Source organism: Clostridium perfringens (assembly GCF_016027375.1).
Taxonomy (GTDB): Bacteria; Bacillota; Clostridia; order Clostridiales; family Clostridiaceae; genus Sarcina; species Sarcina perfringens.
In genome coordinates this window covers 2,242,869-2,259,033 of sequence record NZ_CP065681.1, presented here as the reverse complement: position 1 = coordinate 2,259,033, position 16,165 = coordinate 2,242,869, and the positions used below count along the sequence as shown (strand labels likewise).

Here is a 16,165-nt window from a genome sequence, read left to right as displayed (position 1 = left end):
TTTTTATTTCTTTTTTCTGCCTTATTGTATTTGAAAATTTGAGTGTTTTTTTGAGTTTGTGTCATAATAATCGTTACTAAGTATTAGTTATATATTATAAACTTAACTAATATAGTAACGTATCCACCACCTTTCTAATAAAAATACCTTTAATTTATTTAAAATAACTTTATAAAGATAAATTATATAATTACTAATTTAAAAGTCATATTTTTTTATTCTATCACATAATATTACTCTTAGAGAAGAGATTATAAGCTTTTAATATAAATATTCTTATAAAAAGGCAACTTAAATAAAATTTTAGTTGCCTTTTTACTTAAAGTTTAAGATCTTCTTCTATTTTTTTTCTAACCTCTTCATCAAAATCATATATTCTAATATAGGATTCACTTATAGAATTCATAAATTTTTTATATTCCTCTATACTCATAAAAGAGTTTTTAGATAGATTAAGAGGAATAACCTTACTTTCTGAAATGTATTCTTTTACGTTTACAATTAAGATTATAACTGTAAGTATATCAGTTGCATTTGCATAATCTAATAATCTTAATGGGATATCTTCAAAATATAAGGATTCAGATGAAATTAATACTAATAAATTTCTTATTTCATCTTTAAACTCTAGAGGTTTTAATTCTAATTTTTCAAGAAAATTTTTTATATCAATAGATTTTTCATAGACTTTATCTATATGGTTTTCTAAAATTGCTTTAACAAAGGCTTCTTCATAGTTTGCTTTTTTCTTTATGCAGCAATTATAAGAAGAAAGAAAAATAAGAGATGATATGAAATTAAGCAAGTTTAAATTATACTTAGAGGTTAGCTCATTGTATGAAGATTTAAAATCTTTATAGTAATCTTTTTCTAATGTTGAGTTTTTGAATATAGAACAGTGTTTAAAATAAGCATAAGGATTGTTATTAAACCAATTTCTAAATTCATCTTTATTTTCAAGCAAAAATTCTAAAATTAATTCTCCTTCATTTAGTAATCTTTTAAAAAGAGTTAATTGTTGAAGTTGAAAAGAGCAGCCAGTTAAGGTTGTAGAAGCTACTCCAGAAAAATCAGAATTTAGCCCGCCCATTATCATGTTTCGTTCACCAATTTTTTCATAGAAAAAATCTGAAAGAGTACTTTTTGATAACCTAAAAATAATATCATCTAAGGCTTCATTATTAAACAGATCTTTTTCCATAAAATCTTCAATAAGAGTATAAAATCATTAGATAATATTCACCTATTGATTAGGCCTCCCTTCCTATAGTAATGTAGACATCGCTATAGTATATGCATAGGAATTCTAATTTGTTTATATAGGAACTTCCTTTAAGAATTAATATTTATAATAATTATTCACAATTAAAATCTTTAAATTAAATTTTGGATAAAAAAGTAGAGCTTGGCATCCGGCGAAGGACTAAACCAAGCTCTACAAAAGAATTAGCACTATACGTACCAACTGCTTAATAATAATACCATTTAAAATATGAAACTGTCAAGAAATAATTTAAGTTAAAAAAATATGTTGACTTTAAAAAATAAATAATATATTATTTAAAACAAGAAAAATATTTATTTAAATGCGTTGAAGAGGGAAAGTAAATATTATAAGTTACTACAGAGAGAGGTTAGTTTGCTGAGATAACCTGTAATGAGTATTATTGAAGTGCCCCTTGGAGCTTAAGTGCCGAATTAAGTAGGTGTTTATGGGAACTCCCATTATAGAGTTAGGGTATGAATGTACCTAAATAGAGATGGATATTATATATCTAATCAGAGTGGAACCGTGGAAGTATAGTCTTCTGCCTCTGTAATTTACAGAGGCAGAGGGCTTTTTTTATTATATATTTGCTGGCCAGCATATAACAATAAAATTATACTTTTTAAGCTTGGCTTTTAATATAAAAGCTTAGCAATATTAAATTAAAAGTAATTTTATAGGAGGAAATTTTTTATGATTAATATTAAATTAATATTAGCAATTGTGCTTTCAATATTAGCAACATATGCTATATATAAAATAAGAAAAATTACAAATAAATTTTCATTTGCTACGTTGACAGCATTAACTTTAGGGGTAGTACTTGGAATTATATTTAAGGAGAATATACTATTTTTAGATACAGTAGGAAAGGCTTATATGTCTTTAATTAAGATGATAGTAGTTCCTTTAGTAGTAACATCCTTAATAACTAGTATTGTTAGATTAGAAAATTTAGATACATTAAAATCAATAGGATTAAAAACATTTACTGTTTTATTAGGAACTACAGGAGCTGCAGCTTTTATAGGAATTATTGTAGCTAGTTCTTTAAATCTTGGACAAGGTTTAAGATTTATAGGGGCTGAAAATTTTAAGGCAAGAGAAATACCAGGGTTTTCTAAGGTACTTATAGATATGCTACCATCAAATCCTTTAGCAGCTATTGTAGAAAATAAAATAATACCAATAGTTATCTTTTCAATGTTTATAGCAATTGCGTTAGTTATTGAAGATAATACTAATAAAGAAAAAGCAAAGCCATTTAAAGATTTTATTTTATCAGCTTATGATATAGTTTTAAGAATAACTAAAATGGTATTAAGAATAATACCATATGGAGTATTTGCCTTAATAGCTACAGCGGCAGCTAAAAATGGAATGGATACTTTGATGTCATTAATATGGGTTATACTAGCTGTTTATATAGCTGCCTTTCTTCAATTTTTATTTGTATATACTCCATTAATAAGCTTTGTTGCAAGGATGAATCCATTAAAATTCTTTAAAGGAATTTTCCCAGCGCAGGTTGTAGCTTTTACAAGCCAAAGTAGTTATGGTACTTTACCTGTTACAATAAAATCTTTAGTAGAAGGTGTAGGAGTATCAGAAAATATAGCAAGCTTTGTAGCACCACTTGGATCAACAATTGGATTAAATGGATGTGGAGGTTTTTATCCAGCAATAGTTGCAATATTTGCAGCCAATGTTTTTAATGTAGAACTTACTATTTATTCATATATACTTATAGTTTTAACTGCTATAATATCTTCTATAGGAATAGCAGGGGTACCTGGATCAGCAACAATGTCAACAACTGTAATGTTAGCAGCCTTAGGGTTACCAATAGAAGCACTAGCAATGGTGATTGCAGTGGATTCTATAATTGATATGATAAGAACTGCTACAAATGTAACAGGGGCCTCAGTTGCTGCATTAATAGTTGATCAAACAGAAAAAAGAAAAGAATATAAAGTTGAAGAATCAGTACAAAGAGCATAAAATTAAAAATTTATTTTAAAATATAATACATAAATATCTAATATAAGGAGTTGAATTAAAGACTTAATAAAGCTTGTTTATTAATAAGTTTTAAACTAAAGTTTTGTTCAGCTCCTTTAAGTTTTATTTGATATAAGTGTATAGAAAATTTATTGTTTTTTATATGGAATACATTCTTTCCAATCTTTAATTTGATATTAATATATAAATTTTATTTTTATATTAAGGGTTAAATTAAATTTAAGATTATTTTAAATAAATCTAACTATAGTATTATGGTATTATTTTGGTATAGAAAGTTTTAAAAATACAATTATAAATTAATTTTTAGGGGAGTTAAAATTATGATTAATTCAGAAAGTATTTTAATAGTTGAAGATGATATAGATATAAATAATTTATTGAGTAAAATTTTAGAGAAGGAAGGGTTTAAAGTTAGACAAGCATTTTCAGGATCTGAAGGTAAGATGTGTTTAGAATTTTTTGATTTTGATATGGTACTTTTAGATCTTATGCTACCAGGTATAACTGGTGAAATATTTATAGAGGAGATTAGAAAGATAAAGAACACTCCAATAATAGTTATATCAGCAAAAACTGCAATGGAGGATAAGATAAATGTTTTAAAATTAGGTGCTGATGATTTTATAAGTAAACCTTTTGATGTTAATGAAGTTTTAGCTAGGGTTGAAGCGCTTTTAAGAAGAAGTAAAATAACAAATTCAAGTGAAGGTGTAGAGACAATAAAATATAAGAACCTTATATTAGAACCTAGAAGTAGAGAAGTTAAGGTTAAGGGAGAGGAAATACAACTTACTTCTAAAGAGTTTAAAATATTAGAACTTTTAGTTTGTAATCCAAAGAAAGTTTTTACTAAGGCAAACTTATTTGAAACAGTATGGGAAGAGGAGTTTTTAGGTGATGATAATACTATAAATGTTCACATAAGCAATCTTAGAAATAAGATAAATCTTTTAGATAATGAAAATGATTATATAAAAACTATTTGGGGAGTAGGCTTTAAAATGGATTAGCTACATTGATGATTCATAATTTCCTTAATAAGTTGATTTGAATAAATATCAAAATATAGAGGAGTTTATATTTTAAATATACATTTAATTAAGAGTTAATAGAAAAATTAAGACTTTCTTAAGGTTTTCTTTAAGGTATTTTGAGACTTAAGGTTTATTATATAAACATAGAGAAAGATAAAGAGAAAACTTGTTAGGAGGTAAATATTTTGGGAAATATAATTTCTATAAGAAATTTAAACAAAAATTATGGTAAGAAAAATATTATTGATAATTTAAGTATGAATCTAAAAAAAGGCGATATATATGGTTTAGTTGGGAAAAATGGTGCTGGTAAAACAACTTTAATAAGAATTATTTTATCCTTAGCTAACTATGACTCAGGAGAAATAGAACTTTTTGGTGAAATTGATGAAAAGAAAAAGCTTTATGAGCATAAGAAAATAGGCAATATAATAGAAACTCCATCATTTTATTCTTTTCTTACAGCAAAGCAAAATCTTGAATATTATAGAATTCAAAGAGGAATAGTAGGAGAAAAATCTATTGATGAAATCTTAGAAATGGTTGGACTTGGAGATGTGGGAAATAAAAAGTTCAAAAAGTTTTCACTAGGTATGAAGCAAAGATTAGGATTAGCCTTGGCACTTTTAGGAGAACCAGAATTACTTATTTTAGATGAGCCTACTAATGGAATGGATCCTATGGGAATTAAAGAAGTAAGAGAAGTATTAATTAATTTAAATAAGAAAAATGGAGTTACAATATTAGTATCAAGTCATATTTTAGGAGAGTTATCACAACTTGCAAATTGTTATGGCTTTTTAAAGGATGGGAAAATAATAGAAGAGATTTCATCAGAGGAACTTAATGAGAAATGTAGGAATCATTTGCTTATTAAAGTTGACGATTGTAAAAAGGCTGCAGTAATATTGGAAAAGGTTTTAGATAATAACTCATATGAAGTTTTACCTGATAGATTTATTAAGATTTATAATAAGTTAGATGAACCTCAATTAATAAACAGAGCGTTAGTAGAAAGTGGAGTTGAAGTTTATTCTTTAGAAAGAGTAGGAGTTAATTTAGAAGATTACTTTGTAGATTTAATTGGAGGTGAATATAATGCTTAATTTAATAAAAGCAGAACTTTATAAGATAGCAAGAAGACCTTTATATATTACAATTTGTATAATATTTAATTTACTTATAATTTTAGCCGGAATAGCTATGCATTATGCTTTCTTAGAAAATTCTAGAATACCTGATTTCTCAGCATTAGTTTTTATAACAATTAACTTTATGGGAGCTATTCCATGGATAATGCTTATGTTTATAGATATAGTTTTAGAAGAATATAAAGAAAATACTCTTAAAAATTTAATTTCTTCAAGTATATCAAGGGAAAAAGTGTATTTAAGTAAATATATAGTTCAGGTAATTATATTTTTAGTTATTGAAATAACAGCAGTATTAACTATGATAGGAACTTCTTATGCCTTAGGATTAGTTGGTCCTAATGGATTTTCAGATTTTATGGAAGTAATATTAAGATTACTAATAGCTTTCCCAATATATATTAGTGCATTAGCTATATATGATTTTATTACCATAATAACTAAAAAGGAAGGGTTAGCAGTTGTAGTTATCTTAGGTATTGTTTCTGGAGTACCAATGATATTTTCTATATTATCAAGTATATATGAAGGAATTTTCACTTTAATTTATCCTTATTTATTATTTAATCCTTTAAAGAGTTTAGTCAGTGAAGTTTTAACTACAAAAATAATAGGAACTAATATTATAGTAGGAATAATAAATACAGTAGTATTTTTAATTTTAGGAATTTTAGTAATAAGAAAACAAGAAGTTAAATAAAGGAGGAGGTATATTGGAAGGATTTATAATAGGATTGTCTTTGACAATCCTTATTGTGCTTTTAATAATATTTATTTTAAAAACTAAAGAAATAAATAGATTAACCTTGGAGTTAAAAAAGTTAAATAGTGAGGGGAAAATAGAAAAATTAAGATTATCACTTCCAAATAAAAATATTGAAAATTTAATAGTAGAGATAAATACATTAATAGATGATAAAAGAAAAATGGAGAATATTTATAAGGAAAAGGATATGGAGTTAAGAGAAGCCATTGCAAATATGTCTCATGATTTAAGAACTCCTTTAACTTCTATAATGGGATATGTTTATTTATTAAATGATGATAAATTAGATAAAGAGGAAAGAAAAGAATATTTAAAAATAATAGAAAAAAGATCTTTAGTTTTAAATGATTTAATAACTAATTTTTATGGACTATCTAGAATACAAGCAGATCAGTATGAAATTAAACTTGAACCTGTTAATTTAGAATTAGTCTTGGGTGAAATTATTGCGGCTTTTTATGAAACCTTAGATTATAAATTTGGAGAACCAGAAATTAATATTGAAGAGGGCTTAGGACCTGTATTAGGTGATAAACAGGCTTTAAATAGAATATTTACTAATTTAATTGAAAATATCATAAAGCATGGTGAAGGGGAAGTAAAAATATCCTTAAAGAAGAAAAATAAATACATAGTAATGGAGTTTTCTAATAAAGCAGAAGAATTAGAACCTAAGGATGTAAATAGAATCTTTGAAAAGTTCTTTACTAAGGATAGAATGAGAACAGGGCAAAATACTGGCTTAGGGCTAGCCATAGTTAAACTATTAGTAGAAAAGCAAGGACAAAAGATAGAGGCTAAAAAGGTTGGAAATAGGCTTGTTATAAATATAATATGGAGTTTAGAAAGTTAAAAGGATTTAGACTTTTGAAAGAATAGAAAAATTAATTTTTAGAAGTATAAAATAAGCAATTTGAAATTAAATTGCTTATTTTTTTATTTTAATAAATATAATTCTAAAGTTTTTCGTAAACTTTTAGTCCTTCTCTTATTTCATTAAGTGCTTTAATTCTTAGATCAACTTTTTTATTTATATGCTTTAAAAATGCGGATTCTAAGGTTCTCTTTTCTGTATATGATAGCTTATCCCAAATTATTTTAGGAAAAAGATCTTTTATTATGAATGTTTCTCCAGAATTTATATAACTTAATAGATTAACTGCTTGTGGTAATATTGAATTCATAAGAAAACCTCCTTAAAACGTAAATTAAACTACTAAGTATAATATATGCTTAAAATTTTTTATTAAGAACTTTAGAAGTGATTTTAAGTTAAATAAAAGATTATAAAGCAATTGACCTTAAGTAAAAAATATTAAGGTGAGTTAAATTATTATGTAGTTTTGCTCACCTTTTTTAGTGTATAATACTTATATATTTTTTAAAATTAAATTATTAAAAGTAGAATTTAATTTCAGTTAATCATAAAGAATAAGATATAAATTTTTGGAGATATTTTCAAAATAAAATTTGGAGGCAACAAATGAGTAATAAAAAGGTAATAGTAGTTGGGGGAGGCCCAGCAGGAATAATGGCATCTTTAACAGCATCAGCTAATAATGAGGTTGTGCTTATAGAGAGAAATAATGAGATCGGTAAAAAGCTTAGACTTACTGGTGGCGGAAGATGTAATATAACTAACAATAGAGAAATAGAAGAGTTTTTTGATAAGATAGTTACAAATAACAAGTTTATGTATAGTGCATTATATACATTTTCAAACTATCAACTTTTAGACTTTTTAAGTAAAAAGGGCTTAGAGTATAAGGTTGAATTAGATCAAAAAGTATATACTAAAAGCGATACAGCAGAAGAAGTAATAAGCATATTTAAAAATGAATTAAATGATTGTAGAGTAAAAGTTTTATACAATACTAAGGTATGTGATTTTATAGTTGAGGAAGATGAAATAAAAGGAATAATAACAGAGCAAGGTAAAAAGATTTTAGGTGATAAAATAATAATAACTACAGGTGGAAAGAGTTTTCCTAATACAGGGTCAGATGGAGAAATGTACGGTATATTAGAGAAATATGGACATACAATAACTCCTATTCATGCAGCCTTAATTCCTCTTGTTACTAAAGAAGACTTCGTTAAAAATCTTCAAGGAGTAGCTATGAAAGATGTGGTTGTTTCAGCTAAAATAAAAAAGAAAAAGTATGAGAAATTTGGAGATATGATATTTACTCACTTTGGAGTATCTGGTCCTGCAATACTAAAATTATCTTCTTATATAACTAAGGCTTTAGATCAAGGAGAGGTTGAGCTAAGCTTAGACTTTTTAAGTGATAAATCCAAGGAGGAATTATCACAGATAATAAGAAGCAATCCTAATAAAACTGTATTAAATAATTTAAAAGGAACATTACCACAAAACTTTTTAAAACAGATATTTGAAATGCTAGGATTAACAGAGATTAAGGCTAGTGATTTGAAAAAAGAAGATGAAAATAAAATAATTTCATATATTAAAGAGATGAAACTTACTGTAAGAGAAACTTTAACTATAAAGGCAGCTCAGGTAACTTCTGGTGGCGTTAAGGTTAAAGAAATAAATGCCTCTACTATGGAATCAAAGATTATAAAAAATCTTTATTTTGCAGGAGAAGTTATAGATATAGATGCAGAAACTGGTGGATATAATCTTCAAATGGCATTTTCAACAGGATACTTAGCAGGAAGTGATTTTTAAATTCTTTAATTAAAATTGTCAAAGTAAAAACTTACAAAGGATATGAGGATTCATCTACTAATTCTCAAAATCTCTTTGTAAGTTTTTTATATTTTAAAGGTGGAATTAGTTAATTTTTATATAATTTTAAAAAATTTTCAGTATTTTTGTATTAAAAAAATTTTTATAGGATAAATTAAAAAGGTATTAAAATACATTAAAAGGAGAGATTTAATTATGCTATATGATTTTAAAGTTAAGGATATTGAAGGAAATGAGGTTTCTTTAGGGGAGTATAAAGGAAAGGTTCTTTTAATAGTTAATACTGCAACAGGATGTGGATTTACTCCTCAATATGAAGGATTAGAAGTGCTTTATAAAAAATACCATGATAAAGGGTTTGAAATATTAGATTTTCCATGTAACCAGTTCTTTGAGCAAGCACCAGGAAGTAATGAAGAAATAGTTGGATTTTGTAAGTTAAATTATGGAACTACATTTAAGACCTTTGCAAAAGTAGAGGTTAATGGAGAGAATGCTTGTGAATTATACAAATTTTTAAAGAAAGAAGCTCCAATGGCAAAGGAAGATGAAACATCTTTAGGATTTTATGATAAATTAAAAGGCTTAGGATTTACTACAGAAGGAGAAGAAATAAAGTGGAATTTCACTAAGTTTTTAATAGATAAAAATGGTGAAGTTGTTGCTAGATTTGCACCTACATTTGAACCTGAAAAGTTAGATGAATTAATAGAAGAATTATTAGAAGAATAATATATTTTTTAAGAAATAGGCTTATGATTAGATTGTTAATACTAATCATAAGCCTTTTAATATTTTATTTAATATTTATTAACTTAATATTCATCATAGAGTAATTAATTTGTTATTAAGTCGAATTCTAATAAAGATATACTTAATTGTGATAATTTGTAAAATTTCATAGTAGAAAAGTAAATATGAAATGTTAAAGTAGGGGGAAGAATGATAATTCAATGCAAAGATATAAAGAAAACATTTAAGGTTGGAGATACTTCTGTTGAAATTCTAAAGGGAATAAGTTTAGAAATTAATAAGGGGGAATTTACTGCAGTTATAGGAGAGTCAGGATCAGGAAAATCTACATTTTTAAATATTTTAGGAGGTATAATGCCTTGTGATGAAGGAGAAATAGTAATAAATGAACATCATATTGAAGGCTTAAATGAAAATGAATTAGCTTTATTTAGAAGAAAAAATATGGGGTTTATATTTCAAAGTTATAATTTAATGCCTCAACTTACAGCTTTAGAAAATGTAGAGATGCCACTAATTTTTTCAGGAGTTTCTAAAAAGGAAAGAATAGAAAGAGCAAAATTAATGCTAGAAAAGGTTGGATTAGCTGATAGGATGAATCATAAACCATCAGAATTATCAGGGGGACAACAACAAAGAGTATCTATAGCAAGAGCTTTAATAAATAATCCAAGTGTAATACTAGCTGATGAGCCTACGGGGAATTTAGATAGTAAGACTACCATAGAAATTTTAGATTTATTAAAGGATTTAAATAAAAATTTTAATACAACTTTTGTTGTGGTAACTCATTCACAAGTGGTTTATGAATACGCAGATAGAGTTATAAAAATGGAAGATGGTCTTCTTTGCTAATAAAATAATTAAAATTAATATTTATATAAATTAGGTGAATTTAGGGGGAGAAATTATGAAAAAAAGAAATTTGGGTTTAGTTTTAGCTTTAACTACAATATTGACGACTGTATCAGTTCCACAAAAAGCATTAGGTTTTACAGATAAGGTTTCTAATGCACTATCTGAAATTCAAAATCAAAGTGATAACAGTGAAAATAATAATTCAAGTGGGGGAGAGCAATTAAATACTCAAATAAGCAATATTCAATCAAAGGATTTAATAATAAGTTCAGTATCAATAGATGAAGAAGTTATAGAGCCAGGAATACCATTTACATTAACCTTTAAAGTTGAAAATATAAGTGGAAGTAGTCTATATGGAGTTTCTCTTAAAATTGTAAATGTTGAGGGAAAAGGAACACTAGATGGATTCATGCCAGTTGGGACAACAAATGAAATATATGTAGGAAGCATTGCACGTAATGATATTAAATATGTTAGCGTGACTTTAGCAAGTGATCCTAATATAAAAGCTGGTGTACACAATTTTGTTACTAGCCTTATGTTTAATGAAAAAGGAAAAGAGCAAGAAGAAATAACAAAAGTTATAGGGGTAATGATTCAGAACACTCCAAGTTTAAGTATAAGTGGAGTTACTCCAACTGAAAGTACTATTAGTGCTGCCTTAAGGAATGATAGTAAAACAAAAATAAAAAATGTAAATGCTAAGGTTACTATAGGCACTGAGGTCATGGAACAAAATATAGGAACTATTGATGTAGAAGGGGAGGAATATATGGATGTAGCAATAACTCCTTCTGAAGAAGAAAGAAATGCTTCCATTGAAGTTACTTATGAAGATGCTACAGGTAAGAAATATAATTCAACAAGTTCATGTATTATACCAGCTATGATGCCTGTGGAAGAGACAGTACCAAAAAAGAATAAATTAGGGTTAATATCATTAATAAAGAGTTTATTCGGATTTTAGGTGAGAATTTATGAAGTTTAATGATTTGTTATCCATAATATGGAGAAATATGTGGAAAAGAAAAACAAGAACAATTTTTACTATGATGGGAGTAATAATTGGGTGTCTTGCAATTTTTATAATAATTTCAATAACAAATGGTTTTGAAAGATACTTAACCTATGAAATGGAAAGTTTAATGGATACTTCAGTAATAAGTATTTATCCTAATTGGAAATCAGAAACTGAAGATAATAAAGATAGTACCACCAAAACTAAGTTAACAGATAAAAATGTTGAAGAGTTGAATAAATTAGGATATTTCTCAGAAGTTATTCCTAAGAGGTATGCTCATACTCAAATAAAATATGGGAAAAATCAGACTTATGCAAGAATATTAGCTAATGATAAGGCTAATTTAATTTCTGAAAGTTCTCTTTTAGCTGGAAAAGTACCTAAAAATAGAAGCAAAGAATTATTACTTGGTTATGATGTAGCTAAGGAACTTTTAGGATACTCTTGGGAAGATAAGGTTAAAGATGATTCTGAATTTCAAAAACTTATTGGAAAAAGAGTAAAGTTAGGAGGAGAAGATTTTGGTTCTGATGACAAAGGAAATCCTCTTAAAAGCAAACAAATAACTTGTAATATTGTTGGGATTTTATCAAGTGGAAATGGTCAGAAAAATTATGAAATACAAGGTTCGCGTAAACTTGTTGAAGATATAATAAAGGGAGCGCCATTAGTAGATGAAGAGTTTTTAAAAGAACAACTTACTACATATGAAGGAATAGATGTTAGGGTAGATGATAAAGAAATGTTAGAATCTTATGAGGGAACATTAAGAAATATGGGATACCAAACAAGTTCTTTTAAAGAGTTTGAAAAACAAACAAGGTCAATGTTACTAGGTGTCAATATAATCCTTGGTTCCTTAGCAGGAATTTCACTTTTAGTAGCTGCTTTAGGAATAACTAATACTATGGATATGGCTATTTATGAGAGAAATAGGGAGATTGGAGTAATTAAAGTAATTGGTGGAAGTGTAAGGGATGTCATAAAAATATTTGTTGGTGAAGCTTGTGCAATTTCTATTACAGGTGGATTTATTTCAATAATACTTGGAGTACTAGCAACTTTAGGAATAAATTCTGTTGCAAAATCAATTACTGAAAATATGATGGGACAACCTATAGAGAAAATATCAGTTCCGAGTTTTTCATTGATTTTAGGAATTCTTGTTTTTTGTTTAGTTATAGGTTTTATTGCAGGGATATTTCCTGCTAGAAAGGCGGCTAAAACTGATGTAATAACTGCAATAAGATAAAGAAAATAATTTTTTATAAAATAACCGCACATCTTTAATATTTTGATGTGCGGTTTATAATTTAAAGTTAACTAATTATTTAGTCAATTTTTTATTAATCAGATACTCTAACTATTTGAACCCAAGATCCTATTCCTGAATTTATTCCTGTAGATTCTCCTAAGATAGCTGGAGTTACAGAAATTGGTGAAGATATTATTTGTGATAAAACGTTTCTTGTAGAATTATTAACTAAAGCAAATACATCACCAGCATTAGCATTTACGGCAATACTTCCATTTACTACGCCTATTTCACCAGGAGCTACTCTAGGAGTTCCAGATAAAAATACTCTAGAACCATTTCTAAATAAAGATACTATAGCGCTAGCTGTGGTATTATTTGTGTTATCTAAATTAAATGACCACATAAATAAATATCTTCCAGGTTCATTTATTGTAAATGTTCCGTTTGCTATATTGGCAGTTATTGCTGTAAAAGTTGAGCCATTAGGATTTTGGATATTATAAGTGAATATACCATTAGCATTAACATTTTGAGAAGTTAATGAGGAATAACTAACTAATAAGGTATCATCAAAATCCACTCCAGGTTCACCTTGAGGACCTTGAGGACCAACAGGGCCTTGAGGACCAGCAGGACCTTGATTACCTTGAGGACCCTGTGGGCCAGTAGGACCGGTAGCACCTTGAGGACCTTGAGGGCCTTGTGGACCTTGAGCTCCTTGAGGACCAACAGGACCTTGATCTCCTTGAGCACCAGTAGGACCTTCAGGACCTTGAGGGCCAGTAGCACCTTGAGGACCGGTAGGACCTTCAGGGCCTTGAGAACCAGCAGGACCTTGAGGACCAGTAAGACCTTGCTCACCCTGAGGACCTTGAGGGCCTATAGGACCAACAGGACCTTGATCACCTTGTGGACCTTGTTCGCCTTGAGGACCAGCAGGGCCTTGAGGGCCAGTAAGACCTTGTTCACCTTGTGGACCTTGAGGTCCAATAGGTCCCATAGGGCCCATAGGACCTATTGGACCACGCTCACCTTGACATCCCATAGGACCTCTTGGTCCTTGAGGACCCCTAGGACCTTGAGGTCCTCTTGGACCCCTTGGTCCAGGTTTACAACAATCGCAACAATTGCAATTTATCTCTAAATAGCAATCATCTTTACAATAACAGTCTTCCTTGCAATAATAATCATCTTGACAATACTCATCATCATAGCAATTATATCTATCGTAACAATTATATCTATTGTAATCATCATAATATCTATTAGGATTATAAATTTTTCTTATCATAACAAAACTCCTTGTATACTATTAAAATCAATTTTATAATATCAGTTTATGAAATTTTTATTATGTTGTTCCAAAATATTTTATATAAAAAGTAAAAGCACTCAAAATAGAGTGCTTTTACTTATAAAACTTAATATATTTATTCCTAAAATATCAGATAAAATTAAGACTATGTTATATATAATGAGAAGGAAATTAAATATTTTTAGTATTTTATTTATTATCTTTTCAGTTTTTGATCCAGTTTTAATTTTGGCTATTTTAAAGTTAGTTTTCCAAGGATAGAAAAGTTCTATTCCTTCTGAAGTTAAAAAATCTAAAGTTAAGTGGGATATATATCCAGCTATAAATCCTATTGAAATTATTAATAATATTATGTTGAAGTTACTAACATTTAAAATAATATATAAGGTTAATACTATTAAAGATAGACATAGTAAACTATGAGTAAAGCCACGATGTCTACATTTACTACCTATATGCTTTGAAAGAAAAGGATACATTTGACTAATTGAAGATTTTCTTTGATCTATATCAGGAAATAGAGATCCTATATAAGAAAAATGAAAAAATAATGCTATTAATAAAATTTTATAAGCTATATCATATGGAAATAAGAACAGGCTTAAAATTGTATTTAGCATTATTAAAGAAATGCATACGCCTCCAGTTGAATGAGTTTCTTTTGTCATAAAATCTCCTTTAAAAATAATTATCATTAGTTTATATTAAAAATATTATCATAATATTCATTTTACATAAAGAAGAAAAAAATAAAAATCCTAAAAATAGAGTGGACAGTTCTATTTCTAGGATCAATAGTTATGGTGGTAATTTTATGTAAGGTTTTTTACTAAATTAAAGTAAAATCATTAATAAGTAATTATTTATTTTTAATTACAATTATGGAATATGCAATTGAAAATATTGATATTAAAGCAAGTATGGGACTTATAATACTTGAAACAACTTCTAAAGATGTAAAATAAGATACTCTTTGTTCAATATATAAAGCTATGCTATTTTTAAGTATTAAGGGAGAAAAAAGAGTTATTAATGTAATTAAAATTGCACTTGTTAAAATCCTTTTTGTATGTTTCAAAAAAATCACCCCTTGCTTAATAAAAATAAATATTTACTTAAGAAATATTACAAGTGTATTCTAACAATAATTTAAAGATGATGGAATAGTTTGTGCGTAACTGGTCAAAAAACAGGTAAAAGTGGGCAAAGTATGTAAAATGTAATCTTTAATTTTGAAAAATTTATTATAATTAACTTGCGAGAATTTTAATTTGAATTGGAGGTTTTATTGTGAATAAATTATTAAAATGGGCTACTGAGATAGATTCTATTGCTCAAGCAGGATTAACTTACTCTAAAGATGTGTATGATATAGATAGATTTAATCAATTAAAGAATATTGCAGCTGATATTATTAGTGAAAGTACTAATTTAGAATTACATAAAGTTAAGGAAGTTTTATTTGAAGAAAGAGGATATTTAACCCCTAAGGTTGATGTAAGGGCTGCTATAATAAAAGAAAATAAAATTTTATTGGTAAAAGAAAAATTAGATGGCACTTGGAGTTTGCCAGGAGGATGGGCTGATATAAACTTATCAGTATCTGAAAACATAAAAAAAGAAGCATATGAGGAAGCGGGGGCAAAGGTTAAACCTAAAAGTATAATTGCAATTTTAGATAGAAATAAACATAATAAACCTTTAATGGTTCAAAGTATTTATAAAATTTTTATTCTTTGTGATCTTTTAGATGTTAATTTTAATGATAATATTGAGACTGAGACATGTGGATTTTTTGAACTAAATAATCTTCCAAAGTTATCTTTGACTAGAAATACAAAAGAACAAATACAGATGTGTTTTGAAGCATATAATAACCCAAGCTTTAAGCCTAAATTTGATTAAATTTTATTATATTAAAAGCCATAATATTTAAGTTCAAAATTAAAAATTTAAATATTATGGCTTTTAGATTTTAGTTAAATAAGAAAGAAGATA

The 16,165-nt window shown here is 27.3% G+C and carries 16 protein-coding genes and 1 other annotated feature; of the genes, 11 read left to right on the top strand and 5 right to left on the bottom strand.

Features of this window, described 5'->3' with window-relative positions:
• Positions 1 to 319: 319 nt before the first annotated feature.
• Positions 320 to 1,201 (bottom strand): hypothetical protein, encoded by an 882-nt coding sequence (locus I6G60_RS10715; protein ID WP_003464626.1) that lies wholly within the window; start codon positions 1,199 to 1,201, stop codon positions 320 to 322.
• A 381-nt stretch (positions 1,202 to 1,582) separates the two neighbouring features.
• Positions 1,583 to 1,819, top strand: a binding site (T-box leader).
• A 141-nt stretch (positions 1,820 to 1,960) separates the two neighbouring features.
• Here I6G60_RS10715 and I6G60_RS10710 point away from each other — a divergent pair.
• The 5 genes from I6G60_RS10710 to I6G60_RS10690 all read left to right on the top strand — a co-directional run bounded on the left by I6G60_RS10710 (position 1,961) and on the right by I6G60_RS10690 (position 7,096).
• Positions 1,961 to 3,268 carry a dicarboxylate/amino acid:cation symporter gene (locus I6G60_RS10710; protein ID WP_011592054.1) on the top strand — a complete coding sequence of 436 codons (1,308 nt, stop codon included), beginning with the start codon at positions 1,961 to 1,963 and terminating at the stop codon, positions 3,266 to 3,268.
• Positions 3,269 to 3,612: 344 nt separating this feature from the next.
• On the top strand, positions 3,613 to 4,302 hold the full coding sequence (locus I6G60_RS10705) for a response regulator transcription factor (protein WP_003456183.1): 690 nt from the start codon (positions 3,613 to 3,615) through the stop codon (positions 4,300 to 4,302).
• A gap of 209 nt (positions 4,303 to 4,511) precedes the next feature.
• On the top strand, positions 4,512 to 5,432 hold the full coding sequence (locus I6G60_RS10700) for an ATP-binding cassette domain-containing protein (protein ID WP_003456219.1): 921 nt from the start codon (positions 4,512 to 4,514) through the stop codon (positions 5,430 to 5,432).
• Positions 5,425 to 6,177: an ABC transporter permease gene (locus tag I6G60_RS10695; protein ID WP_011590607.1), complete on the top strand. Its 753-nt coding sequence runs from the start codon at positions 5,425 to 5,427 to the stop codon at positions 6,175 to 6,177. The genes I6G60_RS10700 and I6G60_RS10695 overlap by 8 nt, the downstream gene beginning before the upstream one ends.
• Before the next feature lie 13 nt (positions 6,178 to 6,190).
• Entirely contained in the window at positions 6,191 to 7,096 is a 906-nt protein-coding gene (locus tag I6G60_RS10690) for a sensor histidine kinase (RefSeq protein ID WP_003456262.1), read from the top strand.
• A 103-nt stretch (positions 7,097 to 7,199) separates the two neighbouring features.
• Here I6G60_RS10690 and I6G60_RS10685 read toward each other — a convergent pair whose 3' ends face one another.
• Complete coding sequence (locus I6G60_RS10685; protein ID WP_003450420.1) at positions 7,200 to 7,427, bottom strand: single-stranded DNA-binding protein; 228 nt, start codon at positions 7,425 to 7,427, stop codon at positions 7,200 to 7,202.
• A gap of 299 nt (positions 7,428 to 7,726) precedes the next feature.
• Between I6G60_RS10685 and I6G60_RS10680 the strand changes: the two genes are divergently transcribed.
• The 5 genes from I6G60_RS10680 to I6G60_RS10660 all read left to right on the top strand — a co-directional run bounded on the left by I6G60_RS10680 (position 7,727) and on the right by I6G60_RS10660 (position 12,846).
• Complete coding sequence (locus I6G60_RS10680; RefSeq protein WP_003456357.1) at positions 7,727 to 8,938, top strand: BaiN/RdsA family NAD(P)/FAD-dependent oxidoreductase; 1,212 nt, start codon at positions 7,727 to 7,729, stop codon at positions 8,936 to 8,938.
• A gap of 216 nt (positions 8,939 to 9,154) precedes the next feature.
• Complete coding sequence (locus tag I6G60_RS10675; RefSeq protein WP_003456157.1) at positions 9,155 to 9,691, top strand: glutathione peroxidase; 537 nt, start codon at positions 9,155 to 9,157, stop codon at positions 9,689 to 9,691.
• A gap of 210 nt (positions 9,692 to 9,901) precedes the next feature.
• Positions 9,902 to 10,567: an ABC transporter ATP-binding protein gene (locus tag I6G60_RS10670; protein ID WP_003456309.1), complete on the top strand. Its 666-nt coding sequence runs from the start codon at positions 9,902 to 9,904 to the stop codon at positions 10,565 to 10,567.
• Positions 10,568 to 10,622: 55 nt separating this feature from the next.
• Positions 10,623 to 11,540, top strand: a complete 918-nt coding sequence (locus I6G60_RS10665) for a COG1361 family protein (protein ID WP_003456383.1) — start codon at positions 10,623 to 10,625, stop codon at positions 11,538 to 11,540.
• A 10-nt stretch (positions 11,541 to 11,550) separates the two neighbouring features.
• Positions 11,551 to 12,846: an ABC transporter permease gene (locus tag I6G60_RS10660; RefSeq protein WP_003468551.1), complete on the top strand. Its 1,296-nt coding sequence runs from the start codon at positions 11,551 to 11,553 to the stop codon at positions 12,844 to 12,846.
• Between the two features lie 94 nt (positions 12,847 to 12,940).
• Here I6G60_RS10660 and I6G60_RS10655 read toward each other — a convergent pair whose 3' ends face one another.
• From I6G60_RS10655 to I6G60_RS10645, 3 genes are all read right to left on the bottom strand, one after another.
• On the bottom strand, positions 12,941 to 14,143 hold the full coding sequence (locus I6G60_RS10655; RefSeq protein WP_003477639.1) for a collagen-like protein: 1,203 nt from the start codon (positions 14,141 to 14,143) through the stop codon (positions 12,941 to 12,943).
• Between the two features lie 101 nt (positions 14,144 to 14,244).
• On the bottom strand, positions 14,245 to 14,835 hold the full coding sequence (locus tag I6G60_RS10650; RefSeq protein ID WP_003456331.1) for a metal-dependent hydrolase: 591 nt from the start codon (positions 14,833 to 14,835) through the stop codon (positions 14,245 to 14,247).
• 191 nt (positions 14,836 to 15,026) lie between these two features.
• On the bottom strand, positions 15,027 to 15,254 hold the full coding sequence (locus tag I6G60_RS10645) for a hypothetical protein (RefSeq protein ID WP_011590609.1): 228 nt from the start codon (positions 15,252 to 15,254) through the stop codon (positions 15,027 to 15,029).
• Positions 15,255 to 15,457: 203 nt separating this feature from the next.
• Between I6G60_RS10645 and I6G60_RS10640 the strand changes: the two genes are divergently transcribed.
• Positions 15,458 to 16,072, top strand: a complete 615-nt coding sequence (locus I6G60_RS10640; RefSeq protein WP_003456298.1) for an NUDIX hydrolase N-terminal domain-containing protein — start codon at positions 15,458 to 15,460, stop codon at positions 16,070 to 16,072.
• Positions 16,073 to 16,165: the final 93 nt, after the last annotated feature.

Excerpts from the sequence above, each read along its gene's own strand:
- I6G60_RS10715 (WP_003464626.1), bottom strand. The coding sequence starts at position 1,201 with ATGGAAAAAGATCTGTTTAATAATGAAGCCTTAGATGATATTATTTTT.
- I6G60_RS10710 (WP_011592054.1), top strand. The coding sequence starts at position 1,961 with ATGATTAATATTAAATTAATATTAGCAATTGTGCTTTCAATATTAGCA.
- I6G60_RS10705 (WP_003456183.1), top strand. The coding sequence starts at position 3,613 with ATGATTAATTCAGAAAGTATTTTAATAGTTGAAGATGATATAGATATA.
- I6G60_RS10695 (WP_011590607.1), top strand. The coding sequence starts at position 5,425 with ATGCTTAATTTAATAAAAGCAGAACTTTATAAGATAGCAAGAAGACCT.
- I6G60_RS10685 (WP_003450420.1), bottom strand. The coding sequence starts at position 7,427 with ATGAATTCAATATTACCACAAGCAGTTAATCTATTAAGTTATATAAAT.
- I6G60_RS10680 (WP_003456357.1), top strand. The coding sequence starts at position 7,727 with ATGAGTAATAAAAAGGTAATAGTAGTTGGGGGAGGCCCAGCAGGAATA.
- I6G60_RS10675 (WP_003456157.1), top strand. The coding sequence starts at position 9,155 with ATGCTATATGATTTTAAAGTTAAGGATATTGAAGGAAATGAGGTTTCT.
- I6G60_RS10670 (WP_003456309.1), top strand. The coding sequence starts at position 9,902 with ATGATAATTCAATGCAAAGATATAAAGAAAACATTTAAGGTTGGAGAT.
- I6G60_RS10665 (WP_003456383.1), top strand. The coding sequence starts at position 10,623 with ATGAAAAAAAGAAATTTGGGTTTAGTTTTAGCTTTAACTACAATATTG.
- I6G60_RS10660 (WP_003468551.1), top strand. The coding sequence starts at position 11,551 with ATGAAGTTTAATGATTTGTTATCCATAATATGGAGAAATATGTGGAAA.
- I6G60_RS10655 (WP_003477639.1), bottom strand. The coding sequence starts at position 14,143 with ATGATAAGAAAAATTTATAATCCTAATAGATATTATGATGATTACAAT.
- I6G60_RS10650 (WP_003456331.1), bottom strand. The coding sequence starts at position 14,835 with ATGACAAAAGAAACTCATTCAACTGGAGGCGTATGCATTTCTTTAATA.